The 24,936-nt window shown below is 36.0% G+C and carries 24 protein-coding genes and 1 other RNA gene; 10 read left to right on the forward strand and 15 right to left on the reverse strand.

The features are described 5' to 3' along the window. Positions 1–36: 36 nt before the first annotated feature. The 7 genes from ODR02_RS15345 to ODR02_RS15375 all read right to left on the reverse strand — a co-directional run bounded on the left by ODR02_RS15345 (position 37) and on the right by ODR02_RS15375 (position 7,488). Positions 37–1,563 carry a glycosyltransferase family 39 protein gene (locus tag ODR02_RS15345; protein ID WP_309512696.1) on the reverse strand — a complete coding sequence of 509 codons (1,527 nt, stop codon included), beginning with the start codon at positions 1,561–1,563 and terminating at the stop codon, positions 37–39. A gap of 56 nt (positions 1,564–1,619) precedes the next feature. After that, a complete protein-coding gene (locus ODR02_RS15350) occupies positions 1,620–2,186 on the reverse strand; it encodes a hypothetical protein (protein WP_309512697.1) in 567 nt (188 codons plus the stop codon). Positions 2,187–2,311: 125 nt separating this feature from the next. Next, positions 2,312–3,523, reverse strand: coding sequence for an efflux RND transporter periplasmic adaptor subunit (locus ODR02_RS15355; protein ID WP_209787665.1), 1,212 nt, complete (start codon positions 3,521–3,523; stop codon positions 2,312–2,314). Between the two features lie 114 nt (positions 3,524–3,637). Then, positions 3,638–4,909: an ABC transporter permease gene (locus ODR02_RS15360; RefSeq protein WP_209787662.1), complete on the reverse strand. Its 1,272-nt coding sequence runs from the start codon at positions 4,907–4,909 to the stop codon at positions 3,638–3,640. A gap of 69 nt (positions 4,910–4,978) precedes the next feature. Next, positions 4,979–6,208, reverse strand: a complete 1,230-nt coding sequence (locus ODR02_RS15365) for an ABC transporter permease (protein WP_105681261.1) — start codon at positions 6,206–6,208, stop codon at positions 4,979–4,981. A gap of 130 nt (positions 6,209–6,338) precedes the next feature. Continuing rightward, positions 6,339–6,695, reverse strand: a complete 357-nt coding sequence (locus ODR02_RS15370) for a four helix bundle protein (RefSeq protein ID WP_209787659.1) — start codon at positions 6,693–6,695, stop codon at positions 6,339–6,341. A 103-nt stretch (positions 6,696–6,798) separates the two neighbouring features. After that, a complete protein-coding gene (locus ODR02_RS15375) occupies positions 6,799–7,488 on the reverse strand; it encodes an ABC transporter ATP-binding protein (RefSeq protein WP_034699055.1) in 690 nt (229 codons plus the stop codon). 424 nt (positions 7,489–7,912) lie between these two features. Here ODR02_RS15375 and ODR02_RS15380 point away from each other — a divergent pair, with 424 nt between their 5' ends. The 5 genes from ODR02_RS15380 to ODR02_RS15400 all read left to right on the forward strand — a co-directional run bounded on the left by ODR02_RS15380 (position 7,913) and on the right by ODR02_RS15400 (position 12,360). Continuing rightward, complete coding sequence (locus ODR02_RS15380) at positions 7,913–8,887, forward strand: ribonucleotide-diphosphate reductase subunit beta (protein WP_041461620.1); 975 nt, start codon at positions 7,913–7,915, stop codon at positions 8,885–8,887. Positions 8,888–8,996: 109 nt separating this feature from the next. After that, positions 8,997–9,287, forward strand: a complete 291-nt coding sequence (locus ODR02_RS15385) for a hypothetical protein (RefSeq protein WP_309512698.1) — start codon at positions 8,997–8,999, stop codon at positions 9,285–9,287. A gap of 55 nt (positions 9,288–9,342) precedes the next feature. Further along, positions 9,343–11,001, forward strand: a complete 1,659-nt coding sequence (locus ODR02_RS15390) for a ribonucleoside-diphosphate reductase subunit alpha (RefSeq protein WP_149833340.1) — start codon at positions 9,343–9,345, stop codon at positions 10,999–11,001. A 127-nt stretch (positions 11,002–11,128) separates the two neighbouring features. Next, a complete protein-coding gene (locus ODR02_RS15395; protein WP_209787651.1) occupies positions 11,129–12,019 on the forward strand; it encodes a DUF72 domain-containing protein in 891 nt (296 codons plus the stop codon). 110 nt (positions 12,020–12,129) lie between these two features. Then, entirely contained in the window at positions 12,130–12,360 is a 231-nt protein-coding gene (locus tag ODR02_RS15400) for a hypothetical protein (RefSeq protein ID WP_209787649.1), read from the forward strand. A gap of 38 nt (positions 12,361–12,398) precedes the next feature. On the opposite strand, the gene ODR02_RS15405 is transcribed toward ODR02_RS15400, so the two are convergent. From ODR02_RS15405 to ODR02_RS15435, 7 genes are all read right to left on the reverse strand, one after another. Further along, positions 12,399–12,992, reverse strand: coding sequence for a hypothetical protein (locus ODR02_RS15405; RefSeq protein ID WP_309512699.1), 594 nt, complete (start codon positions 12,990–12,992; stop codon positions 12,399–12,401). Positions 12,993–13,106: 114 nt separating this feature from the next. Continuing rightward, the gene (locus tag ODR02_RS15410) at positions 13,107–13,751 is read right to left on the reverse strand and encodes an HD domain-containing protein (protein ID WP_309512700.1); all 645 of its coding nucleotides are present in this window, start codon (positions 13,749–13,751) and stop codon (positions 13,107–13,109) included. Continuing rightward, complete coding sequence (locus ODR02_RS15415) at positions 13,748–14,593, reverse strand: alpha/beta hydrolase family protein (RefSeq protein ID WP_209787644.1); 846 nt, start codon at positions 14,591–14,593, stop codon at positions 13,748–13,750. The genes ODR02_RS15410 and ODR02_RS15415 overlap by 4 nt, the downstream gene beginning before the upstream one ends. Before the next feature lie 90 nt (positions 14,594–14,683). Further along, positions 14,684–15,574 (reverse strand): ribokinase, encoded by an 891-nt coding sequence (locus tag ODR02_RS15420; protein ID WP_309512701.1) that lies wholly within the window; start codon positions 15,572–15,574, stop codon positions 14,684–14,686. Between the two features lie 68 nt (positions 15,575–15,642). Further along, positions 15,643–16,278, reverse strand: coding sequence for a DUF4241 domain-containing protein (locus ODR02_RS15425; RefSeq protein WP_309512702.1), 636 nt, complete (start codon positions 16,276–16,278; stop codon positions 15,643–15,645). Positions 16,279–16,412: 134 nt separating this feature from the next. Beyond that, positions 16,413–17,024, reverse strand: coding sequence for a DUF3239 domain-containing protein (locus ODR02_RS15430; protein ID WP_209787639.1), 612 nt, complete (start codon positions 17,022–17,024; stop codon positions 16,413–16,415). A 22-nt stretch (positions 17,025–17,046) separates the two neighbouring features. After that, complete coding sequence (locus ODR02_RS15435) at positions 17,047–19,662, reverse strand: valine--tRNA ligase (protein ID WP_309512703.1); 2,616 nt, start codon at positions 19,660–19,662, stop codon at positions 17,047–17,049. Positions 19,663–19,790: 128 nt separating this feature from the next. Between ODR02_RS15435 and ODR02_RS15440 the strand changes: the two genes are divergently transcribed. Together ODR02_RS15440 and ODR02_RS15445 are read left to right on the forward strand one after the other, a co-directional pair. Further along, on the forward strand, positions 19,791–20,255 hold the full coding sequence (locus ODR02_RS15440) for a DUF1573 domain-containing protein (protein WP_002977002.1): 465 nt from the start codon (positions 19,791–19,793) through the stop codon (positions 20,253–20,255). A 268-nt stretch (positions 20,256–20,523) separates the two neighbouring features. Then, positions 20,524–21,393 carry a polyphosphate kinase 2 family protein gene (locus tag ODR02_RS15445; RefSeq protein WP_309512704.1) on the forward strand — a complete coding sequence of 290 codons (870 nt, stop codon included), beginning with the start codon at positions 20,524–20,526 and terminating at the stop codon, positions 21,391–21,393. Between the two features lie 85 nt (positions 21,394–21,478). Here the strand turns inward: ODR02_RS15445 and rnpB are convergent. Next, positions 21,479–21,803: RNase P RNA component class A (gene rnpB, locus ODR02_RS15450), an RNA gene on the reverse strand. A 242-nt stretch (positions 21,804–22,045) separates the two neighbouring features. On the opposite strand from rnpB, the gene ODR02_RS15455 reads away from it, so the two are divergent. From ODR02_RS15455 to ODR02_RS15465, 3 genes are read left to right on the forward strand one after another with little or no spacing between them, the layout of a single operon-like run. After that, on the forward strand, positions 22,046–22,537 hold the full coding sequence (locus tag ODR02_RS15455) for an RNA polymerase sigma factor (RefSeq protein WP_062673949.1): 492 nt from the start codon (positions 22,046–22,048) through the stop codon (positions 22,535–22,537). After that, on the forward strand, positions 22,530–23,204 hold the full coding sequence (locus tag ODR02_RS15460) for a beta-carotene 15,15'-monooxygenase (protein ID WP_309512705.1): 675 nt from the start codon (positions 22,530–22,532) through the stop codon (positions 23,202–23,204). The genes ODR02_RS15455 and ODR02_RS15460 overlap by 8 nt, the downstream gene beginning before the upstream one ends. A 58-nt stretch (positions 23,205–23,262) precedes the next feature. Then, positions 23,263–24,888 carry an AMP-binding protein gene (locus ODR02_RS15465; RefSeq protein ID WP_309512706.1) on the forward strand — a complete coding sequence of 542 codons (1,626 nt, stop codon included), beginning with the start codon at positions 23,263–23,265 and terminating at the stop codon, positions 24,886–24,888. Positions 24,889–24,936: the final 48 nt, after the last annotated feature.

Raw genomic sequence — 24,936 nt, forward strand, 5'->3', positions numbered from 1 at the left:
TGTCTACAAATCATCATTTTTTATTCTTATCGAAAACTACTTCCACTCATTTTTGACTTCATCAATTTCGTCCTGAATTCTTTTATTGACATCTATTTTAGCTCCCTGCAAACTGAAAATTGCGGTACCTCTTTCTCTTGCATATGGATTGGCAATGGAATCTTTTAATCGGGCAACTTCAAAGAAAGAACCGGATTCATTCAGTTCTTTTCCTGCTTCGGAAGCATCTTTTACCCTTATAACATTTTTATATTTTTTACTCAGATCTATCCAATTGATATAGTCTGCATGAAATGACATTGCTTTTACGTCAATTTTTGAATAATAATTAATAGCTCCTGTCTGTCCGTAATTATCACACAATACCATGGTATTTCCGGACTTTGACAATTTAGAATATTCTTTATCCACTTTTTGAGCCAGTTCTTTCCAGCCCTGCATATCGGCAAAATCCTGTGGTAAAGGATGATCTTTTCCATCTTCCCAGCGAAGCAATCCTAATTTCCTGTACTGTTCCTGATGGGATTCAATATATTCGGGACTTTTATTTGGAAAGGCGACATGATATAAAGGGAGAAATAATAGTATGGGAATGAGAATACTGACAGGTTTCAAGAATCTCTTCCAGCCGTTTTCAAATACATTTCCAAGAAAAACAGCTCCAAAAGCAATATATACCGGATAAAGTCCTATTGCATAATAATCTTTTGCTTTAAAAAACAAAAACAGGGTGATCGTGATAATATAGCTCCAGAAGAAAAATCTGAACTTCTCAAAAGGTTTATACAACAACAATGCTCCCCATCCTGCAATAATTACAAAAGCAACTCCAATGAAGAATAATACCTGAGATTTCATAAAATCCATCCTATTTACATGGACAAGCTGTTTTTCTGAAAGCTCTTTCATATGATGAATAACCGGAAACTGGTTCTGATACTGCCAGAGAAGATTAGGAAAAATAATGATTAAAGCTAAAAGCGATGCCCAATACACATGGGGCTGCATAAAAATCTTTCTCTGCTCTGTTAATAATAATGCGGGAACAAGCCCCAATAATGAAAAAGCAATATTGTATTTGTTTAATATTCCAATTCCGAAAATAACGGCTCCTATGTAAATCCATTTTACTTTTTGGGAATCAAAATATTTAATCAAACTATAATAAAGAAACAGCCACAGAAAAATTTCTAAAGACGTTGGCTGAAAGAGCATATTTACCCTGAGAAGTACTGAGAATAGAATCCCTGAAGCGGCAAGTATTTTAGCAAACAGGCTTCCATTAAGTTCTTCAACGATCTTCCATGTCAGCACAATGGTTAAAGCTCCGAATAAAGCGGGAAAAAATTTAACCCAAAATATAGAATTCCCCAGCATTTTAATGATCCAGGCCAGCCAGGAATTAACCGGAGGAACTGAGAGATATCCCCATGCAAGATGGTTCGCCTGATCAAGATGCAGGTATTCATCTCTGTGCAGCTCATACTCAGGACTTATCAGTGAGTATTGGAGCGCAAACTTGGCAATGATAAAAAGAATCAGAATCCAGTAGTCTTTTTTCATGGAGGTATCGTTTGGAGTTTAAAAGTAAGACAGTTTAAATCTCTTTTTTGTTACACTTACATTATTTCAAAGCTATTATTACTCATTTCAGTTTTAATCTTCTGAATATTGCCAGACCAATACTTAATTTCTTCAATCTTCTTAGGACATTCTTCCAGAGGAATCTTCTGACAGGCTACTAAATATTTCTGATATGTTTTCAAAATAGTATTCAGGTAGGTTTCGTAGTCTTTAGGATTTTTAGGAATATAGCCTATTCCATCACAGCCACAGCTATGAAAGCATTTTCCAGTTTTAAAAAGACTTTCTATGATTTTCCATTCTTTGACCGCTGTTTTTTTAGGAGCCTTGAAATCTTTTCCAAGATCAGCCATCACACTCGTGCATTCAGGACATTTTATCGTTCTGTTTTCAATCTCTGAAACAATTTTCTGTAACTCTTGTGTTTCTGTTTTTGTAAAAACGTATCCTATTTTACGAATTGATTTCCCACTCGGTTCATGATATATTTTCTCTTCTTCAATCCGACGTAAGATATCAGCATTATCAGGTTGTTTAAATGATTTTCGGCATTTAAAACATACATAGTGTGATTTATAAGTTTTCGCAGCGTATCTGCACATTTTTATGGATTTATCTGATTCAAATATAGGAATTTACTCCTGTAAAAGGTTTTGATATAAAAAAAGAATCCCGGAGAACAAAAATTCTCCAGGATTCACAGTTTAAAAGTGTATAGTGTAGTTTATTATTTTTTATTCGCTTTTTCTTTTAGTTCTTCTTTGTCTTTATCAGAAGGGTTCCAAACTTTTATTTCAGTGTCTTTTGTAATGTTTGATCCCGGAAGAATCTGAACGTTGATACCGTCACTTGCTCCCAATTTCAAATATACTTTCTTGAATTTCCCATCTTTTTGTTTTACTTCCACGAAAGCTACATCTTTTCCTTGTTTCTTTTCATACTGAACTAAAGACTCATCCAATAATAAAGCATTTTTCTGAGAACTTAAAACAATTTCACCATTTGCAGAAAAACCTGCTCTAATATACTCATTATTAGGATTAGTTACGTTCCCTTCTACCGGAAATTTGATTGTTCCTGCATTATCTTTTCCTTTAGGAGCAATCATCGTCAGTTTTCCCGGGAAAGTTTTGTTTTGCAGGGCACCGATTACGATATTCATATCCATTCCCTCACTCAGTTTTCCAGCTTGTGCTTCATCAATTTCACCTTTAAAGATCAGAACATTCAGATCTGCTACGGAACAGATTGTAGTTCCTGCGTTAAAGTTATTGGCTTCAATTACCTGGCTTCCTGCTTTTACCGGAACTTCAAGTACAGTACCTGAAGCTTTGGAACGGATTTCAGTGGTCGCTAATCCCTGCCCTTTAAGTTCAGGAGTCGCTCCTGTCTTAGCGATCTGTAATCTTTTTTGAGCAGTATTCAATTGCTGTTGGGCATTTTTCAAAGTTTGTTGTTGAGAAAACAACTGCTGCTGAGCGTTCAGATACTCCTGTTTAGATGCTACTCCCTGCTTGTATAGTCTTTCCTGCATTTCAAACTGCTTCTGCATATTTCCTACATTCATCTGAGCATTACTGATCTGAATCTGCGCATTCTGAACTTCCTGTTGAGATGCGTTTACTTCAGAGATGCTTGGAACGATTTTAACGGTAGCAATCAACTGTCCTACTTCTACTTTATCTCCTTCTTTTACTAAGATTTTATCTATAATCCCTGCGATATTGGGTTTAATTTCAATTTCTTCTTTGGGAACAATTTTTCCCGTCGCCATTACCTTATCATCCATATTCTGAACAGTAGGTTTACGGGTAAGGAACTCCTCACCTTCTTTAGAGTTTGATTTTATAAGATAGCCAAGCCCCGAGAACAATGCCACTGCAAATAAAAGCCCCAACACAATATAAATGGCTTTTTTCCAGGTGAATTTCTTTTTCATATGTATAGTTTATTTTTTATTAAATAGATTGAAAAATTTAAAGATTAAAAGATTGATTCTGTGTATTTATTAATCATTTATCTTTATTTTCAAATTGTTTGATTTTCAAATTAATTACTCTGTTCTTAATGCTTCAATAGGTCTGATTTTTACGGCTCTCTGTGCAGGAATCATCCCGATTATCAGTCCCAGAATCACCATTACAGCCATCGCAGCAAATACATTCCCATAGTTGACTGTCGGATTATAGAAAGGAAATGAATCCTGTCCCTGGGTAACCGCATTAAGAATCATCAGCACAAAAATTCCAAACATAAAACCTAATAATCCCGAGGAGAGTGTGATAACCACACTTTCCAGCAAAATCTGATTTCTTACTTCTGCCGGTTTTGCTCCCAATGCTCTTCTGATTCCGATTTCTTTAGTTCTTTCTTTTACGGTAATCAACAGGATATTCGAAATGGCAATTACTCCCGCCAAAATGGTAAGTGTACCCACGATAATTGTTAACAACTGCATTCCCGTAAGAAAACCTGTCAGTTTTTTAAACTCTTTTCCAAGGTTGAAACTTCCGAAAGCATTGGTATCTTCAGGTGAAACTTTATTTTTTGTTTTTAAAACCTGCTTTACATCTTCTTCTACAGAGTTCACATTGGCATTGGGCTTACTGACAATGGCAAACAAGTCAATCTGATCTCCTGCATTATACATTTTTGTATAGGTAGAAAGCGGAATGAAAGCCGTTTGGTCATTTTCAAATCCTCCTCCTTTTTTCACTCTGAAAACTCCAATTACATTAAAGAATATCCCTTTAATATTGATTGATTTCCCAATGGGATTTTCTTTTTTCTTGGCATCAAAGAAGTTTTTATAAATTTCTTCTCCAATAACTACTACATTTTTATTTCCAGAAACATCAGCATCATTGATATAGCGTCCGAAGATCAGTTTCTTTTCCGAAATCTTATTTCCTACGGAGTAGTCTCCGGTAAGTGAATAGGTCCCGTTCTTCCCGTTTCTGGACATAGATTCTCCCGGTGTTCCGGTAAAGCTTCCCCTTGCATTTTGTGGTGATATATAGTCTATGGCTGTCACTTTTCTTTTCAGCATTTCCATGTCGTTCAAGTTCAGGTGAACTTCCCGTCCCTTAGGAAATCCTTCATAAGGAATAGAGGTTTTCTGTGCCCAGAGAAATATTGAGTTGGTGGCAAAACCGGAAAACAATTTATCAAAACCATTCTCCATTCCTTTGGCTGCTCCAAGAAGGCTTACATACAAAAACATCCCCCATCCTACGCCGATCATGGTAAGAAATGTTCGGAGTTTATTATTCCTCAATGAATAATAGATCTCCTGCCAAGTATCTTTTTTAAATATGATATTCACCTTTTTGAATTATAAGTTATAAATTATGAGTTATGAATTTCATTAATCCGTTTATCTTTTTTCTGTAAATTACTCTGTTCTCAATGCTTCAATCGGTTTGATTCTTGAAGCTCTGTATGCCGGAACAAATCCTGCAATTAATCCTGAGAAAATCAGGGCAATGAATGCCATAATAATGGCTCCCCAGCCTACACTTGGACTTTTGATGAAGAATTCTTCAAGACTATCACCAATAAGGCTCAATGTTAAAACTCCTACTCCTACTCCAATAAGTCCGGATACCACTGTGATTACAACACTTTCCTGAACAATCAGACCTACAATACCGCTTGGTTTTGCCCCAATAGCCTTTCGTACTCCAATCTCCTTGGTTCTTTCTTTTACGATATACACCATAATGTTACTGATCCCAATAATTCCGGCAAGCAACGTTCCCAGGCCAATGAATCCAACAATTGCTGTAAGAACCGCCATAAACATAAATGTGTCATTCATGTTTTGGGCATTATTCCATACCCGTATCCCTTTTTCATCATCAGGAGAAACACTTTTTCTCGCTTTTAATTTATCTTTAAGCTCATCACCATATTTAATGGCCTGTTCCGGAGTCAGTTTATCATTGTATGTAATATAGGCTATATTTACTGTATCAGAACCTTTTTTCATCTGCTGTAAAGTCGTAATAGGAACAGTAATATGTCTTTCATCCCGATCTCCTCCATCATCTGAAAAAACTCCAATAACCTTATACATCGTTCCATTAATATCGAGTTCTTTTCCTATCGGGCTCCCATTTTTGATCAAATCCCTCTGAACCATTCTTCCAATAACTGCAACATTTAATTTCCTTTCCAGATCCATCGCTGTCAGATACCTGCCATCAATCATTTTTCTGTTTTCAATGACTTGCTCTCCTGGTTCAGCCCCATTAATCTGATAAAGACCACTTTCTTTTCCATATTTCACCATTAAACTGGCAGTATATCTAGGGCTGGAAGGTCCGGCTTTTTCCTTATCTGCATTAATTAAAAAGTCATAGTCTGAGTTATTCATTGTTATACTTCGATCAGACTGAAGGCCTTTATAAGCTAAAGAAGTTTTTCCTGTAGAAAAAATAATAAGATTTTTAGCATCTCCTGCAAACCCTTCAGAAAATGCATTCTGAAGTCCTTTTCCAATTCCAAAAAGTACAATGAAAATAAACAGCCCCAAAGCCACAGTAAAGCCTGAAAGCACCGTCCTAAGTACATTACTCCGGATAGAACTGAATATTTCCTGCCAACGATCTAGGTCAAACATAGTTTTTATTTTTTTACCTTGTAAAAAAGTCAATTAGCTGCGCTCTCAATTTTCTTCGAAGTCAATTAACGTTGTTGTCAATTTTATTCTTCACCAGACTTTAATTACGACCTAATTACTTTTTACATTTCTAATCTCTTTTCAACATTTTACTCAATAAAATAAATGTCGTTTTTATTAAATTTTCAATTTTTGTCAATCCTTGTCTTTCAATATAATTACAATCTATAACAATATCAAAACAAGAATCCAACTCAATAACCGATCCTCTGGCAATTTCAAAATACCTTTTCCTTTCCAGTTCAGATTTTCTTGAACATCCTTCAGTAATATTTGATACTACAGAAGTAGAAGCTCTCCTTATCTGGTCGATTATATTAAACTTTTCATTATCCGGAATTTTTGATAAAATTTTATAACATTCTATTCTTAATTCTCTGGCTGACTGATAAACATCAAGCTTATAATGGTTCAGATTTAAAAACATTTTTATTTTTTTTCATATTCATTTGTGTGTGCATTTTATAAATTATTTGTCCTCCTCATTGTAAAATTCATTTGCGAAGCAAAATTGACCATTCACTATTCACTTATAGTACAATCTGCTTAATAAACTCATCACTTTCAATAATCCCGTCTTTCAGTACTACATTTCTTTTGGTTTGTGCAGCAACATCCGGTTCGTGGGTTACAACGATAATTGTTTTTCCTTCATTATTGATATCCTGAAGAAGCTTCATAATATCATGAGTGGTTTTGGAGTCCAGTGCTCCTGTAGGCTCATCTGCCAGCACTACTTTTGGATCGGTAATTAAAGCTCTTGCAATAGCTACCCTCTGTTTCTGCCCTCCGGAAAGTTCACTTGGAAGGTGATTGGCCCATTGTGCCAATCCTACTTTCTCCAGGTATTCCATCGCTTTCTGATTTCGCTCTTTTCTCGGTACATTCTGATAGTACAGAGGAAGGGCTACATTTTCCAACGCCGTTTTATAATTGATAAGGTTAAAAGACTGAAAAATAAATCCTAAAAACCTACTTCTGTATTCCGCAGCTTTTACTTCAGATAAATGTTCGATAGGAACTCCATCCAATTCATAGGTTCCTGAATCTTTTTCATCCAGAATACCAATAATATTAAGAAGTGTAGATTTTCCGGAGCCGGAACTTCCCATAATAGAAACAAACTCTCCTTCAGAAATATTCAGATTAATTCCTTTAAGGACATGAAGTTTGCTTTTCCCTGTATCGTATGACTTATTTAAATCCTGAATTACTAACATTAAGTGATGTATGTTTTATACCCAATAAGTAGATGATATTTTCAAATTGTTACAAGAATAAAAATTTATTCAAATATTTTTTTGTTTAACACTATAAGCCTTTATTAATAATACTTTACAATATTTTGTTTAACTGTAACTTGGTATTTCCATCTATTTATCCCCAGGATTGCTGTCCAGCCTATTATTCGAGCCCCTTTCATGTAAATGTGGAAAACTTTTCAAGCTAAAAGTCAGCCTATTAGTATTTACCTCTTTCAAAATCAGTTCTTTTTTTCGAACTTTGCTGTTAGTTCTTTACAAGAAATACTGATTGAGGAAAGTGAATAACTTTAATTCACAATATACAGACAAACAAAAAGTTAAGTATTTCCGGAACGTTATCCACAAGGATCTAAATTATTTAATTATAAAGATATTTAATATGGGAATTTTTGATAAAAGAGTAAGCTATAAGCCATTTGAATACCCGGAGGTTCTTCAGTTTGTAGAAGCCATCAACAAATCGTTCTGGGTGCATTCGGAAGTGGACTTTACTGCAGATGTTCAGGATTTTCATTCGCAGTTGGAACCACATGAAAAGCATGCTGTGAAAAATGCGCTGTTAGCCATTGCACAGATCGAGGTGTCTGTAAAGACATTCTGGGGGAATTTATACAACCACCTACCAAAGCCGGAATTCAATGGATTAGGATCTACTTTTGCAGAGTGCGAGTTTCGTCATTCTGAAGCATATTCCCGTTTATTAGAGGTACTAGGATATAACGACGAGTTTCTTAACGTAATCGAAATTCCTGCTGTAAAAGGAAGAATCGAGTTCTTAGGAAATGCGCTAAAGCATGCTAATTCTGCGACTCCGAAAGAGTATGTTTCTGCTTTATTGTTATTCAGTATTTTAGTGGAAAATGTGTCTCTTTTCTCGCAGTTTGCGATTATCCTTTCTTTCACAAGATTCAAAGGATTCATGAAAAATGTTTCCAATATCATCGCATGGACTTCAGTAGATGAGCAAATTCACGCGAATGCAGGAATCTACCTGATCAACAAAATCCGTGAGGAACAACCTGACTTATTAACAGACAGCGATATTGAAGATATCTACACCTTAGTAGACGAATCTATCGCAAGAGAAGGGGATATCCTTAGCTGGATCTTTGAATTGGGAGAAATCGACAACGTTTCTAAAGAAGATCTTCTTAACTTCATGAAATACCGTGTAGATGACAGCTTGAAGAAAATCAATATGAAAACAAGATACAACATCACTCCGGAACAATACAGACCAATGGTATGGTTCGAGGAAGAAGTTTTTGCCAATTCATTAGATGATTTCTTTGCAAAAAGACCTGTAGACTATACGAAGCACGATAAGAGTATTACTGCAAACGATTTGTTTTAATACAGAGGCGCGAGCGAAGCGAGCGTCAAAGCAGTCAGTATTAGGATTACCCTTTTTCTGACAATATAGTGGAATTGCTGTTCATGAATAAAGCACAAATACAAAAGAAATGATCAATGTAATAGTAACCTATACGGTAAACCCCGAATTTGTTCCAAACAATAAAACCAATATCCAAAAGTTTCTGGAAGATTTCAAGAATTTAGATACTTCCACCTTTGAATATAAAGTTTATGTAAAGGAAGACGGTGTTACTTTTGTACATTATTCAAACTACATCAATGAAGAAGTTCAGCATGAAGTTTTGAATGTTCCGTCTTTTAAAGAATTTCAGAGATTAAGAGATGAAAGCGGGCTGAACGGTTCCCACAAAGTAGAAATTTTACAATCAATACTATAAAAAAACAAAATTCCGGAGTGATTCTCTCATTCCGGAATTCGAAAATATAACATCTATGGAAGAGCAAAATTCAAATATATGGTGGCTCAATGAAGAGTCTGAGCAGATGCTGAACAGAGGATATCTGTTGAAAGGTGAAACGGTAGACGGAGCTATCGACAGAATTACCACTGCCGCTGCAAAAAGGTTATACAAACCTGAACTTCAACCGGCATTCAAAGAAATGATCACAAAAGGATGGATCAGTTTCTCTTCTCCTGTATGGGCGAATATGGGAACAGAAAGAGGTCTTCCTATCTCATGTTTCAACACTCACATTCCGGACAGCATTGAAGGTATTACTCACAAAATGGGTGAAGTAATCATGCAGACTAAAATCGGAGGAGGTACTTCAGGGTATTTCGGAGAATTGAGAAACAGAGGAACCGCTGTAACGGATAACGGAAAATCTTCAGGAGCAGTTTCATTCATGAAGCTTTTCGATACGGCAATGGATGTTGTTTCTCAGGGAGGTGTAAGAAGAGGTGCTTTTGCTGCTTACTTAGATATTGACCACGGAGATATTGAAGAATTTTTATCCATTAAAGATATCGGTAGCCCGATTCAGAACCTGTTTACCGGAGTATGTGTACCAGATTACTGGATGCAGGATATGATTGATGGTGATATGGAGAAACGTAAAGTTTGGGCAAGAGTATTGGAAAGCCGCCAGCAAAAAGGTCTTCCATATATTTTCTTCACAGACAACGTAAACAGAAATAAACCTCAGGTGTATAAAGATTTGGGAATGACGGTAAACGCAAGTAACCTTTGTTCTGAGATCATGCTTCCATCTACAATGGAAGAATCTTTCATCTGCTGTCTGTCTTCTATGAACCTTGAGTTGTACGATGAGTGGAAAGATACAGATGCTGTAAAATTAGCAGTATACTTCCTGGATGCTGTATTATCTGAGTTTATTGACAAAACTGAAGGTAATTATTATCTGCAGGGAGCAAGAAACTTCGCCATGCGTCACAGAGCTCTTGGATTAGGAGTTTTAGGATACCATTCTTATTTACAGAAAAATATGATTCCGTTTGAAAGCTTCGAAGCAACTCAGTTCAATGCAAGAGCATTCAGACATATTAAAGATCAGGCTGAGCAGGCTTCAAGAGAACTTGCCAACATCTATGGAGAACCGGAAGTATTGAAAGGATATGGATTAAGAAATACCACCACAATGGCTATTGCTCCTACCACTTCAAGTTCTGCAATCCTGGGACAAACTTCCCCTGGAATTGAGCCTTTCTCTTCAAACTATTATAAAGCAGGTCTTGCTAAAGGAAACTTTATGCGTAAGAACAAATACCTGGCAAAACTTTTGAAAGAAAAAGGACTGGATAATGAAGAAACGTGGAGAACCATCATGTTGAACCACGGATCTGTACAACACCTGAATGAGCTTACTCCTGAAGAAAAAGCAGTATTCAAAACATTTAAAGAAATCTCTCCAATGGAGATTATTTCTCAGGCGGCACAGAGACAGCAATATATTGACCAGGCACAATCACTGAATCTTCAGATTCCTTCTACAATGCCTGTAAAAGATGTCAACTATCTTTATATTGAAGCTTGGAAAAAAGGAGTAAAAACACTTTACTACCAAAGAAGTTCATCAGTTTCAAAAGAAATGATGGTTAACTTCGTTTCATGTTCAAGCTGTGAGGCATAGGACCAAGTAATAAACACGCTATATTTACAAAAGCATACCGAAAGGTGTGCTTTTGTCGTTTTCAAAGAAATGCTCTGAGATTTTTGGTTTATATTTGTGTTTATTGTTTAATACCAAAACTACAGATATGAAATTCGGACAAGTAGAAGACCCTTCAAAAATAGATTTCACATTACCTAAAGATCATCCCAGAACTAAAGAAATACTGGCACTCAATAAAAAAGGTCTGGAAAACATTTCTATCGGATGTGCAAAATGGAACAAAACAGACCTTAAAGGGTTTTATCCTAAAGGAACTAAAGACGAACTGACCTATTATGCCACTCAGTTTAATTCTATCGAACTGAATGCTACATTCTACGGAATGCCAACCCCTGAACAGGTAACAACATGGAAAGAAAAAACTCCGCCAGACTTTAAATTTTTTCCAAAGATCACCAATACGGTTTCCCATTTCAGAAGACTGATTGATGTAACAGATCCGGTGACGCAATTTGCATCTTCGGTGATCAATTTTGATGAAAAACTGGGAATGGCTTTCCTGCAGCTTCATGATAATTTTAAACCTAAGGATTATGACAGGCTGGAAAAATTTGTAAAGGAATGGCCTAAAGAAGTTCCTCTAGCAATCGAACTCCGAAATACGGAATGGTTTACTGATGAGGAAATCCTGAATACTACCTGTGAGCTCTTTGAAGCCCATAACATCACCAATATCATTGTAGATACTGCCGGAAGAAGAGATATGCTTCATATGCGCCTTACAACCCCCAACGCATTTATCCGCTATGTAGGAGCCAACGCAGAAAGTGACTACGAAAGACTGGATGACTGGTTGAAGCATCTCACAAAATGGAAAAAAGAAGGACTTCAGAATCTTTACTTTTTCGTACATCAGAATATTGAAAAAGCCTCTCCTTTATTATCTGCTTATTTCATCAAAAAAGTGAATGAGGAATGGAAAACGGATATTCATATTCCACAAATGGCAACGGAGAGTACAGGAACCCTTTTTTAAATTTAAATGGAATAAATTCGGTATAAGTAACTTCCTTTTCATCATGAAAAAATTCGTACCTTAGAGTATAATGTTTTCCAATAATCATTATACTTTAAAAAACATAAATCATGGAAAAGGAAATTTGTACAATCAGTATTGCCAATAACTGGCTTGGTGATGAATATATCTTTTATGAAAATCATACCATAAAAAGAGTATATGATAATCACAGTTTGAATTCCAATAAGAGCGAATGGCTCGAACCTAAAGAAATCAGTAAACAGAATAAGGATAAGCTGATCAAAGCCTGTCCTGAAGAATTTAAAGAACGGATTATGCAGATTCTGGATTATCCTTAACAAAAAAGGTAATGAGTATTTGAAACTCATTACCTTTTTTATTTATTTTTTCTAAGAAGCAATACCAGATTGAGAAATATAAGCAGAAAGTCCAGTGTAATCCAGATTCCTAATTTTGTATTCTCATAATTATAAGCATCTACCTGCTTTTTGGCGGCATCAGAAAGTTTCATACTTTGATTAATATAATTCTGTACTTCTACAATCTGATCGATATTCTTATTGGGTACGGAATGCTGAGAAAAGTACACCAGGTTTTTCTTTCCAAGATAGCCTGCAATCCAGTATTCATCAGACTTATCCATTTTCAGGTATTCTATCCTGTAATATTCCGGACGTATTTTCCCTATATGCTTAGGTTCAAGGTTTGTATTTTGCTCTGTTTTGTTTACTTTGATCAGGTAAAAATCCAGTGCCTGCGGAAGTTTATTAATCACCTGCAGCCCTACAGAATTATCCACAAATGCCACAGCACTTTTCTTGATAAACCAATACGTAAAAACAGAAATTGAAAAAACTACTGTTACGATACGAAACAGCTTCGCCCACTTGGCCACACTTCCTGATTTAACCTTAAACAGGATCAGAGAAAGAACACAAGCCAGAAATATTATAAAAATAATGAGTGTCATATTCTACAAAGATACTTCTTCTCTCTATTTTATCTATATCTGAGGTCATTTTTTTAATTTTACCCCATCATGAAAAAGAGCTTTTTCTCTTTCTTTTTGTTCGGATTATATTTTCTAATCTACATTCCATTCTTTATAAAACTGATCGAGGAAATTCATCATATACTGATGTCTTTCTTCTGCCATTTCCTTTCCTTTTTCAGTATTCATCATATCTTTCAGAAGCAATAACTTTTCATAGAAATGATTAATAGTTGTCCCATTAGATTTTTTATATTCTTGTTTGGACATTCCCAATTTGGGTTTCATATCCGGGTGGTACATCAGGTTATTTTTAAAACCTCCAAAGTTGAATGTTCTGGCAATTCCGATAGCTCCTATCGCATCAATACGGTCGGCATCCTGTACAATCTGAAGCTCAATGGGAGGATTCTCCGGTGCCTGATCTCTGTTTTTAAATGAAATATTTTCAATCACAAATAATACCTTACGGATGATTTCTTCAGAAACGCCCTGTTCTTCAAGAAATGCTCTGGATATTTGGGGAGCAATGGTTTCATCACCGTTATGAAATTTAGGATCGGCAATATCATGAAGAAGAGCAGACAATTCTACTACTTCTTTGTTACAATCTTCTGTTTCTGCTATTTTAGCGGCCAGCTTCCAGACTCTTTCAATATGAAACCAGTCGTGTCCTGCTTCTGCTCCTTCTAATTTTTCTTTTACAAATGCTATTGTGTTGTTAATCGTACTTTTCATTTATCTATCAGTTCATTTAAAATAATATCCCAAAGCTTGTTGTTGTAACTTCTAAAAAAATTGACATGTCCTATTTCTTTTTTATCAGATTCTGAAACATTTACTAACCGGTAAGTTGGTTTAAGATTAGGATAGGTGTCATTTAATAAACTCAACACACCTTTCTCTGTCAGCCAGACATCATCTTCCGCCCGAATTACAAATACTTTCTGGGTCAAATTTTCAGAAAAGTTATCAATTTTCTCCAACAATCTGTTGGTTGATTTCTTGTTTAAAATTAAGGTTCTCCAGTCATATGCGCAATTTTTTGGAAGACTTTCTCCCAGTCCGAACCAATGGGCGGGAAAATATCCTAACAATGAAGTCGTTAACGGTTGAGCAATTCCAAAGCCTAAATAGGCTTCAACTTTTGTCATCCCTTTAAGGTTTCCAACAAAGGCATTTTGGGTTCCCACAAAAACAAATTCTTCGAAGATGTTGGAATCTTCATTCATTCCCAGAATCAATGCGCCTACAGAATGGCCTAAACAGTATTTTTGGTGCTCTTTAAAAGTTGATTTAATATATTGAGTTACCGATTTATAATCTTTGGAACCCCATAACCTCATAGAAGCATGAAATCCTCTCATATCTTTCGGTTTGGAAAGACCAATTCCCCGGTAATCATAAGTAATGACAGTAAATCCCTGTTCAGAAAAATAGCTGGCAAAAGAAAAATACACCTGCTGTTTTACCCCTGTTGCTGAATTAATCAGTAGTAATTTCCCATTATCTTTTTCCGGTTTAAACAAATGGGCGGTCAGCGTGACATGATCTTCTGTGGTTAGTATTAGTTTTTCCATAGTATAAAAAGAAAAAATCCACTATAAAAGTGGACATTTTACTTATATTTTTATGTTAAGTTTCAGACTTTTGATATGTCGTAAATAGCTTTAGGAAAAGAAATCTGAGATTCTCGGAAGTCCTGTCTGAGAGCCTTTACCTCCGGAAACTCTTGATGAGACTTCATTTCCGAATTTTACACATTCTTCGATAGAATTCCCATGGCACATCGCAATGGCAAATCCTGACGTAAATGCATCACCCATTCCCATTTTATATACTTTTTCATCCTTATCGTTTCTGTAATATTTCATTTCTGTACCATCAAAATAAATGGTGGAATTGGTATCATCTCTTACAAAAACTTTATTGAAATATTTTTTAAGAACCTCTTCTCTTTTTTCTTCCCCGAAAATAACGTACAACTCATTGCTTTTAGCAACAATAAAGTCAACCAGTTCTAAAATTTCTTCACTGACTCTCATTGCAGGTGAAGCGTATAATCCTACTTTTTTTCCGTATTTCTTGGCTTTTCTAACGGTATGCTCTACAACATCCATAGAAACCTCAAGCTGTACCAGCACAAGATCTGTGGTATGAAAATACTTATCTGCCTCGTCTATATGTAATTTGCTAAGGTATTTATTGGCTGCCGGTACTACAACAATAGCTGCATTTCCGTGGGAAGTGGTTACATAGGCCGTTCCCGTAGCTTCTTTATCTGTTTCGTGAACAAATCCTACATTCACATTTTCACTTACCAGATTTCTCATAATCTGCTGCCCAAGAGGATCCATTCCTACACATCCGATAAAGTATACACTTGCTCCCAGCCTGGCTGTACCTACTGATTGATTAGCGCCCTTACCTCCAAAATAACTATCTGACTTAACGGCTAAAACCGTTTCATTAGGCAAAGGGAATTTTTCGGTTTCAAGAACCAAATCTATCGATGAGCTGCCCACAACAATAATACGGGGTTGTTCTGATGAGAAATTCATTGTGTTTTGTATTAGCTTTAAAATTTATAACTGACAAAAATTGCGTCTCAAAAATAGCTAATTTAAAATTAACTTATTTCTATAAATTCAGTAATTATTTTCACTGGCTGCTGATCTTTGTTATACGCTATATAGCTGGCATAAAATCCTTCTCCATATCCGGTTTCAAAAGCAAATATAGTTCCGGGATGTTCCTTTGCAGGTTTAAGAAAGGCATACTGATCTATTGCGCCCTTTTCATCAAAGAAGTAGTCATGGAAAAATTCTTCGTAGATTCCCATAAAATCACCTCCTTTATTTTGATACAACCTCTGTTCAAGTTCGTTCAGACTGTTTTGGGTATCCACATCCATGAAACATCCCATCCCGCTTTCTACAGGATATCCGAACACTTCTTCTTTCGCAAGATCTTTTATATTCTGTCCTGCTGTAGTGGCCATTTTCCATTCTTTAATTTCAGAATTACTGAATATAATTTCGGCATAGGCTACACAGTTGCTCTCTCTTTCTTTATGTATCATTACAGAAAAATCTCCTTTGGGAAATTCCGTGGTAAAAGGAAGCATATCATTAGTGATCAAAGGATCACAGGTAACAATCTTTCCACTTGAAAGGTAGATCTTCCCTACTTCAAAACTTTCCAGCAACGGACTTTCTACAAAGTCTTTCGAGAATAGTTTTTGTATGTTTTCTATATGTGTCATTTTTATTTATTCTTTTAAACCATCAGGCTGGATACAATTTTCATCTGTACCCAGCCTGAGATTTCTGACAAATTTATTGTCTATATTTTACAAACTTTTCAGTTTCTCTTCAAGGATAAAAATATCTATACTTTTTACCAACTGCTTGTTTCATCAAATATTTTAAATAATCCTTCTCTATATGGTTGCTTTAGCTGCTTTATTCTGTTTTTCAAAACTTCCCAGCTTTCTTCTGAATATGATTCCAAAACAGCTTTCAATTCCTCTTTATTATTATTAACATAGTCTACAGGAACTGGAAAAAAGTTATTCCAGTGGGGCTTTTCTTCAGAATTTTCATAAAGAGCAACTGTTCCTATCCTATCATTGAGTTTTCCTTTTCCTTTATAAGGTAAAACCTTTATGACAGGAAACTTACCTCCAAAACCTTTGGATAGATTGGTAGTAACAGCAATCATTTTAGGTTTTTCAGAAATGACTATTGCTCCGTTAGAATCTCCATATTTAAAATGTTCTTTTTGCCTTCTCCAATAAAAAATATTTACAAGTAAAAGAATAATAAAAGCAAATCCTCCCCATAGCCATGAAACATCCCATGCAAAAGCTAACGAAAACAATAAAGCAATTAACAAATAAATAGGTTTATAGATGTATTTTATCAATACAAATGGCATTACTCTAACCCTTCCAGGATTTGAAGCAACTGTTCTACTATCTAATGTTAAAATATCTCTATTGTCATCCATATTTTAAGGAGTATTAAATATTTTACAGACTTTTCAGTTTTTCTTCAAGGATCGCAATCTTATCCTGAGCATCTTTTTGCTTCTTACGTTCTCCCTCTACAACTTCAGGCTTAGCATTCGCAACAAATTTTTCATTGGAAAGCTTTTTTTCTACTGAAATTAAGAACCCTTTTAAATATTTTACTTCTTCTTCAGTTTTAGCTTTTTCCTCACCTAAATCCAAGTTTTCACTTAAAGGAATAGAAACTTCAGTAGCTCCTACCAGGAATGTAAAGCTTGGCTTATCTGTTTTCTGCCCGAAGTGAATTTCAGAGATATTTGCTAATTTTCTCACTACATCTTCATTGGCAAATTCAGTAGCATTGGTATATACCTCAGCGGCTTCTCTTGGTGAAATTCCTTTTGTCTGACGGTAATTTCTAACTCCTGAAATCAATTCTGCTGCAGTTTCAAAATTCTTAATAATAGTCTCATCAAACTTTCCAGCTTCTTTCTGCTGAGCAATCACTAAAGCTTCATCAATACTTCTTTCCGAAATAGTCTGCCATAATTCCTCTGTAAGGAAAGGCATGAACGGGTGAAGTAACTTCATCAGCTCTTCAAAGAAATATATTGTTTTGTTATAAACATCCTTAGAAATTCCTTCTCCATAATTTGGTTTGATCGCTTCAAGGTACCACCCACAAAAATCATCCCAAATTAATTTATAGATCAAATGCAGGGCATCAGAAATTCTGAATTTCTCGAACTGGTCATTAATTTCGGCAATTGTTTTATTCAGTTTATTTTCAAACCATTCAATAGCCTGATTATCTGTAGCAATAGCTGGCTTATCTTCATGATTCCACATGTTGATCAGACGGAATGCATTCCAGATCTTCGTCATGAAGTTTCTTCCCTGAAGCATTAAATCTTCATCAAAAAGAAGGTCATTTCCTGCTGCAGAGCTCAATAGAATTCCTACACGTACTCCATCTGCTCCATATTTATCCATTAATTCAAGAGGATCAGGAGAGTTTCCAAGAGATTTTGACATCTTTCTTCTCTGCTTATCTCTTACAATTCCTGTAAAATAAACATTCTTAAATGGAACTTCTTTTCTGTATTCCAATCCGGCCATAATCATTCTGGCTACCCAGAAGAAAATAATATCAGGACCTGTAACCAGATCAGATGTTGGATAGTAATAGTTGATATCTTTGTTTTCAGGATCAAGCAATCCGTCAAATACAGACATTGGCCATAACCAAGATGAGAACCATGTATCCAATGCATCATCATCCTGTCTAAGGTTTTCTATCGTCAGAGTTGAATTCCCTGTTTTTTGTTTTGCCAGTTCTAAAGCAGCTTCTTTAGTTTCTGCAACTACAAAATCTTCATCACCTTCTCCATAATAGTAAGCAGGAATCTGCTGTCCCCACCAAAGCTGACGGGAAATATTCCAGTCACGGATGTTTTCCATCCAGTGCTTATAAGTATTTTTAAACTTCTCCGGATAGAACTTCACTTCGTCATCCATTACTACATCCAAAGCGGGTTTAGCAATTTCAGCCATTTTAAGGAACCACTGTACTGAAATCTTAGGCTCAATAACAGCTCCTGTTCTCTCAGAAGTTCCTACTTTGTTTACATAATCTTCTGCCTTTAACAAAAGATCTTTCTCTTCAAGTTCTTTAGCGATCTGCTTTCTTACATCAAATCTGTTCTTTCCGGCATAATGTAAACCATGTTCGTTAAGATTTCCGTCATCATCCAGTGCATCAATCATTTTCAGCTGATGTTTCTGTCCGATTTCGTAGTCATTGATATCGTGGGCAGGTGTAATTTTCAAAGCCCCTGTTCCGAATTCTATATCAACATATTCATCCTCAATAATTGGGATTACTCGGTTAACGATCGGTACAATTACATTTTTACCTTTCAGGTGAGCATATCTTTCATCATTAGGATTGATACATACGGCGGTATCCCCAAAAATAGTTTCAGGACGCGTAGTCGCTACTGAAAGGAATTCTTCTGAACCTTCAATTTTATATTTAAGGAAATACAATTTCCCGTTCTGTTCTTTAAAGATTACTTCTTCGTCAGAAATATTGGTTTTCGCTTCCGGATCCCAGTTGACCATTCTGTAACCTCTGTAGATTAATCCTTTATTATAAAGGTCTACAAAACTTTTGATAACCTGCTGCGAAAGTTTGTCTTCCAAAGTGAAGCGGGTTCTGTCCCAATCACATGAACATCCTAACTTTTTCAACTGCTCAAGGATGGTTCCGCCATATTTATTGGTCCAGTCCCAGGCATGCGTTAAAAATTCTTCACGGGTAATATCTGACTTATTGACTCCTTCAGACTTCAGTTTAGCAACAACTTTAGCTTCAGTAGCAATTGAAGCGTGATCTGTTCCCGGAATCCAACAAGCATTAAATCCGCGCATTCTTGCACGACGGACCAGAACATCTTGAAGGGTATTATTCAACATATGCCCCATGTGTAATATCCCCGTCACGTTTGGCGGAGGAATGACCACGGTATACGGTGGTTTGTCATTAGGCTCTGAATGGAAAAATTTGTTTTCCAACCAGTAATTGTACCATTTTTGTTCTGTTTCCTGTGGATTGTACTTTTCTGAAATCTGCATAAATTCTATTTCTTTGGCTTGCAATTTGCAAAAATAGTCTAAAGAAAAAAATTTTTAAGTATGAATTAAAATAATTTTTAACTTTGTTTCACAAAATTTATCTAACAAACGTATTAACATTCAAGAATATGAAAAAATTAATTGCAGGAATTGCACTATTCGGGACATTTGCTCTGGCATCTGCACAAACAATTACATTTGATAAAACAACTTTCGATTATGGTACTATTAAGCCTAATGCTGACGGTACAAGATTCTTTACGGTAACGAACTCAGGTGATAAGCCTTTGATCCTTTCAAATGTAAAACCGTCTTGTGGATGTACAACTCCTGAATTCAGCCAAGATCCTATTATGCCTGGGAAATCAGCTAAGATCAAGGTTGGATACAACACCGCTATTCCTGGCCCTTTCAACAAAATGATTGAGGTTTTTTCTAACGATCCCGCTAACAACAGAAGTGTAATCTACATCAAAGGTAACGTAGATGCTAATGCTCCTGAACCAAAAGTATTGACTCCTGCTGAGCAGAAAGAAGCTGCTAAAGCTGAGAAAAAAGCTGCAAAACTTGCTAAAAAAGCTGCTGCGAAGTAATCTCTACTCAAAAAAAATAAAAGAACCGTCTCCAATGAGGCGGTTTTTTTATTACATTTATGTTTGATTAGGTGGCAGATGATAGGTAATAGATGGCAGTAAATGTATTGACGTTTATCAAATATATTATCTAGGTTTTAGCTGAAGCCTTCGGATTTTTTTTAAATGGCTGGGCCAAAGCCCCCCTTATTGAATTTAAAGAACAAGATCTTTTAATCTTTTAATCTTTTAATCTTTTAATCTTTTAATCTTTTAATCTTAAAAATATATGGATACCGATTTCTCAGATGACTTTAAGGTAAATGGAAAATTTTCGATAAAAAAAACGTCAACTTCTTATAAAGGAAAGCTTACTAAAGAAGAAGGAGAGCAAATGCTGATTCAGGAGAAAGAAAAACTTCGTGAACTGCAGGAAAAATTATATGCTGACGGAAGCCAGTCTTTGCTTGTTGTATTACAGGCTATGGATGCGGCAGGAAAAGACAGTATGATAGAGCATGTTTTCGGAGGAGTGAATCCTCAGGGATGCAATGTGACCAGTTTTAAAACCCCAAGTTCCAAAGAATATTCCCATGATTTTTTATGGCGACATTATCTTGCATTACCACAGAAAGGAATGATTGGAATTTTCAACCGTTCTCATTATGAAAGTGTTCTGGTTTGTAAGGTGCACCATGAATATAATTTGAGCGAAAAAACATGGTCTTCCGTAAAAGACTTTGACAGCAAATTCTGGGAAAACAGATATGAAAGCATCCGGAATTTTGAAAAACACCTTTCACAAAACGGAACTACAATCGTTAAGATCTTTTTGTATGTTTCCAAGGATGAACAGAAAAAAAGACTTCTGGACAGAATTGACGAACAGGAAAAAAACTGGAAATTCTCTGCTGGAGACCTTCCGGAAAGAGCATTATTCGATCAATATATGGAAGCTTACGAAAACGCAATCAACGAAACATCAAAAGACCATGCTCCCTGGTATGTGCTTCCCGCTGACAGCAAATGGTTTGCAAGAGTAGCTGCTATCCAGATTATTATTGATACGCTTGAAAAAATGAATCTTAAATATCCTACACTTTCTGATAAAGACAGACAGGAACTTCAGGAATCTAAAAAACAATTGGAAAGCGAATAAATGAGGTTGGAAGATGGAAGCATCAAGATGGAGGTTTTAAAAACTTCACTCTTCCAGCCTCTGACTTCCAGCTTTTTAAAAAAAAATCACGAGAAAATCTATAAGCCGGATTCTGTACTTCCGAAGAAGCGCCTGTTATTTATCTACGTGGTACATTGCTGCAACACTTGAGCTGATTACCCCTCGGTTTTCAGGACGAGCCGCCCCTATTTCCATTGCTGAAAAGAACCGATATACTTACCATTGCACCGCAAAGAGTTTACCTGGTTTCACTACAGCCGAACTGTACTTGCTTTCTGTTGCACTTGTCCTACCCTCACGGGTGACGGATGTTATCCGCTTTGCTGCTCTATGGTGTCCGGACTTTCCTACCTCCCGTAAAACGGGAAATCAACAAGCCGATTTTCTCGCGGAGGCAAAGGTACGCAAATTTTGCGGTAAAAAGGTAAAAGTTCAGAAAGCCTCAATGGTTTTAAGCGCTATGTAAATGAGTAGATATATAAATATTTTTCTTTTGTTTTTGATGAGAATATAAATTACATGCTACAAAATTCAAAGCATGTTCACTATTCTATGGTTTAGCTTTTACGATTTTTTGTTATAATTTTCACCAATTACCACTTTATTATTATCTTCGTGCCATTATATATCTATGGATTCCAGAGAAAAAGAATTTGCGCAGCTTATCAAGGATAATCAGGGACTGATTATTAAAGTATCGCGTCTGTACACAAATTCTCTGGAAGATGAAGAGGATCTTTTCCAGGAAATTGTGTTACAACTCTGGAGAAGCTATGATTCCTTTAAAGGAAATTCTAAAATTTCCACATGGATGTACCGTGTAGCGCTCAATACAGCCATTACCCTCTTTAGAAAAAAAAGCAAAAGCCTTCCTACGAATGAGCTGGACATCAACCATAAAGATTTTGTGGAAGATGACGATGAAAAACAGCAGCAGGTATCACTTTTGTATACTGTAATCAAGACTCTTCCGAATGTAGAAAGAGCCATTGTCATGATGTATCTTGACGATCTGCCTTACAAGGACATTGCAGAAAACCTCGGAATCACTGAAGTCAATGCACGCGTGAAAATGAACAGATTAAAGAAAACCCTTAAAGAACAGATGGAAAAATATGCCTGAATTTGATTTAGATAGCTTTAAGAAAACATGGCAGGAACAACCTGTACAAGATAAATATGACAACACTGAGATTCTTCAGATGCTGAATAGAAAATCACGTAACTATGTGAAATATATTTTCTGGATCAGTGTTATAGAATTTCTGTTCTTTTCGGTATTGGGACTGTTTTACCTTTTCCCGGAAGAGGAATCAGACAGCTTCCGTAAAATGCTGGAGCGATTAGGGGCTCAGGAATCTCCTGAAGCTGAAAACAATTTTGGTCATGCTTATCTGGCTATAAAAGTCTTAAGTTTATTAATTACAGCTTATTTTGTATTGAAATTCTATCAGAATTACCGAAAAATAAAGATTGAGGAAAATCTGAAAGGGCTTATTACCCGCATCATTAAATTCAAAACAACAGTCAATGCTTTTATTCTCATCAGCATTGTTTTATTGTTAATATTCACTTTTGTACTGATCGCTTTCATCTTTTATATATTAGATTCTCAGAATATACAGCCTAATGGCTCCAACCTTACGATTGTTATTGTTGGAATTGCCGTAAGCTCATTGCTTGCAGTCTCTATGATCTGGTTTTATTACAGACTGGTATATGGAACAATTATTAAAAAACTTGATAAAAATCTAAAGCAGCTTAAAGAAATAGATTCTCAGGAAAATTAATATACATAGGCATAGTTCGGGATATAATTGCTAATTTTATTCCACCAAATCTTAAACTATGCCCTTATCTTATGTGTATGGAACTTCTGAGGTTTCATTATTAGGACAGACTATCGGAGCGAATCTTAAAAGTACTGTCGAAAAATATCCCCATCAGGAAGCATTAGTCTGCGTTCATCAGAATTACAGAGCTACTTACCAGGAATTTTACAATCAGACAACAGCTGTTGCAAAAGCTTTATTGTTTTTAGGAGCAAAAGCGGGTGACAGAATCGGAACCTGGTCTTCCAACCGTTATGAATGGGTACTTTTGCAGTATGCCACTGCAAGAATAGGAACTATTTTAGTGAATATCAATCCAGCCTACAGAACTCATGAACTGACCTATGTTCTCAATCAGTCTGAAGTTCGTTTTATTTTTTCTTCTTTAAGTTTTAAATCCAGTAATTATAAAGAAATGGTTGAATATGCAAAAGAAGTGTGTCCAACCCTTGAGCACGAAATATTCTTTGATGAAAACTGGGAAGAATTTGTTAATAACGGCCAGGAAATATCAGATGAAATGCTTCACAGTTTTGAAGAACATGTACAGTTTGATGATCCTGTTAATATTCAATATACTTCCGGAACTACCGGTTTCCCGAAAGGCGTTACCCTTTCCCATCATAATATTCTCAACAATGGTTATTTCATTGGTATCAGGTTAAAATACACTCAGCAAGACCGTGTTTGTATTCCGGTCCCTTTTTACCATTGCTTCGGAATGGTGATCGGAAATATGTGCTGTACGGCACACGGAGCGTGTATGGTGATTCCCAATGACAGTTTTGATCCGGAGATTACTTTAAAAGCTGTTTCGGACGAAAAATGTACTTCTTTGTATGGAGTACCAACCATGTTTATTGCTGAACTGGCAGTAAAAGATTTTGACACCTATGATTTTTCAAGTTTAAGAACTGGTGTGATGGCCGGTTCCGTATGCCCGCCGGAAATCATGAAGAAAGTGGAAAATCTCATGAATATTAAAGAAATGAGCATCTGCTACGGAATGACGGAAACTTCACCTGTATCTACTCAGACTTTAATAGGAACACCTCTGGAGAAACAGGTGAGCACTGTAGGAACTGTTCAGGATCATCTAGAGATAAAAATTGTTGACGAAAATGGCAGGACTTTAAAACGTGGAGAACATGGTGAGCTCTGCACACGAGGCTATTCCGTAATGCTGAAATACTGGAATGATCCAGAAAATACGAAGAAAGTACTGGATGAAGCCCGCTGGATGCATACCGGAGATATGGCAGTAATGGATAAAGACGGCTATATTACCATTTCCGGAAGGATAAAAGACCTCATCATTCGTGGCGGAGAAAATATTTCGCCTAAGGAAATTGAGGACTTTTTATATACCTATACCCATATTCTGGATGTTCAGATCATAGGGGTTCCGAGTGAAAAATTTGGAGAAGAAGTTATGGCGTGGGTAAAAGTGAGAAAAGGATTTACCCTCACTGCAGAAGAACTTCAGGAATACTGCAAAGGAAGAATTGCCCACTATAAAGTTCCGAAATACTGGAAATTTGTAGATGAATTCCCAATGACTATTTCCGGAAAGATAAGAAAGGTAGAAATGAGAGAAATTTCTATGAGAGAACTAGGACTGGAAAATGTAAAACAGATTTGATGGAAAAGTAAAAGATTCCATGCCCAAAAGGCAAAGAACGAGTCCATC

Origin of the sequence: Chryseobacterium sp. CFS2 (assembly GCF_036543225.1) — a bacterium.
GTDB classification, from domain to species: domain Bacteria; phylum Bacteroidota; class Bacteroidia; order Flavobacteriales; family Weeksellaceae; genus Chryseobacterium; species Chryseobacterium culicis_A.

Excerpts from the sequence above, each read along its gene's own strand:
- ODR02_RS15345 (WP_309512696.1), bottom strand. The coding sequence starts at position 1,563 with ATGAAAAAAGACTACTGGATTCTGATTCTTTTTATCATTGCCAAGTTT.
- ODR02_RS15350 (WP_309512697.1), bottom strand. The coding sequence starts at position 2,186 with ATGTGCAGATACGCTGCGAAAACTTATAAATCACACTATGTATGTTTT.
- ODR02_RS15355 (WP_209787665.1), bottom strand. The coding sequence starts at position 3,523 with ATGAAAAAGAAATTCACCTGGAAAAAAGCCATTTATATTGTGTTGGGG.
- ODR02_RS15365 (WP_105681261.1), bottom strand. The coding sequence starts at position 6,208 with ATGTTTGACCTAGATCGTTGGCAGGAAATATTCAGTTCTATCCGGAGT.
- ODR02_RS15370 (WP_209787659.1), bottom strand. The coding sequence starts at position 6,695 with ATGTTTTTAAATCTGAACCATTATAAGCTTGATGTTTATCAGTCAGCC.
- ODR02_RS15375 (WP_034699055.1), bottom strand. The coding sequence starts at position 7,488 with ATGTTAGTAATTCAGGATTTAAATAAGTCATACGATACAGGGAAAAGC.
- ODR02_RS15380 (WP_041461620.1), top strand. The coding sequence starts at position 7,913 with ATGGGAATTTTTGATAAAAGAGTAAGCTATAAGCCATTTGAATACCCG.
- ODR02_RS15385 (WP_309512698.1), top strand. The coding sequence starts at position 8,997 with ATGATCAATGTAATAGTAACCTATACGGTAAACCCCGAATTTGTTCCA.
- ODR02_RS15390 (WP_149833340.1), top strand. The coding sequence starts at position 9,343 with ATGGAAGAGCAAAATTCAAATATATGGTGGCTCAATGAAGAGTCTGAG.
- ODR02_RS15395 (WP_209787651.1), top strand. The coding sequence starts at position 11,129 with ATGAAATTCGGACAAGTAGAAGACCCTTCAAAAATAGATTTCACATTA.
- ODR02_RS15400 (WP_209787649.1), top strand. The coding sequence starts at position 12,130 with ATGGAAAAGGAAATTTGTACAATCAGTATTGCCAATAACTGGCTTGGT.
- ODR02_RS15405 (WP_309512699.1), bottom strand. The coding sequence starts at position 12,992 with ATGACACTCATTATTTTTATAATATTTCTGGCTTGTGTTCTTTCTCTG.
- ODR02_RS15410 (WP_309512700.1), bottom strand. The coding sequence starts at position 13,751 with ATGAAAAGTACGATTAACAACACAATAGCATTTGTAAAAGAAAAATTA.
- ODR02_RS15415 (WP_209787644.1), bottom strand. The coding sequence starts at position 14,593 with ATGGAAAAACTAATACTAACCACAGAAGATCATGTCACGCTGACCGCC.
- ODR02_RS15420 (WP_309512701.1), bottom strand. The coding sequence starts at position 15,574 with ATGAATTTCTCATCAGAACAACCCCGTATTATTGTTGTGGGCAGCTCA.
- ODR02_RS15425 (WP_309512702.1), bottom strand. The coding sequence starts at position 16,278 with ATGACACATATAGAAAACATACAAAAACTATTCTCGAAAGACTTTGTA.
- ODR02_RS15430 (WP_209787639.1), bottom strand. The coding sequence starts at position 17,024 with ATGGATGACAATAGAGATATTTTAACATTAGATAGTAGAACAGTTGCT.
- ODR02_RS15435 (WP_309512703.1), bottom strand. The coding sequence starts at position 19,662 with ATGCAGATTTCAGAAAAGTACAATCCACAGGAAACAGAACAAAAATGG.
- ODR02_RS15440 (WP_002977002.1), top strand. The coding sequence starts at position 19,791 with ATGAAAAAATTAATTGCAGGAATTGCACTATTCGGGACATTTGCTCTG.
- ODR02_RS15445 (WP_309512704.1), top strand. The coding sequence starts at position 20,524 with ATGGATACCGATTTCTCAGATGACTTTAAGGTAAATGGAAAATTTTCG.
- ODR02_RS15455 (WP_062673949.1), top strand. The coding sequence starts at position 22,046 with ATGGATTCCAGAGAAAAAGAATTTGCGCAGCTTATCAAGGATAATCAG.
- ODR02_RS15460 (WP_309512705.1), top strand. The coding sequence starts at position 22,530 with ATGCCTGAATTTGATTTAGATAGCTTTAAGAAAACATGGCAGGAACAA.
- ODR02_RS15465 (WP_309512706.1), top strand. The coding sequence starts at position 23,263 with ATGCCCTTATCTTATGTGTATGGAACTTCTGAGGTTTCATTATTAGGA.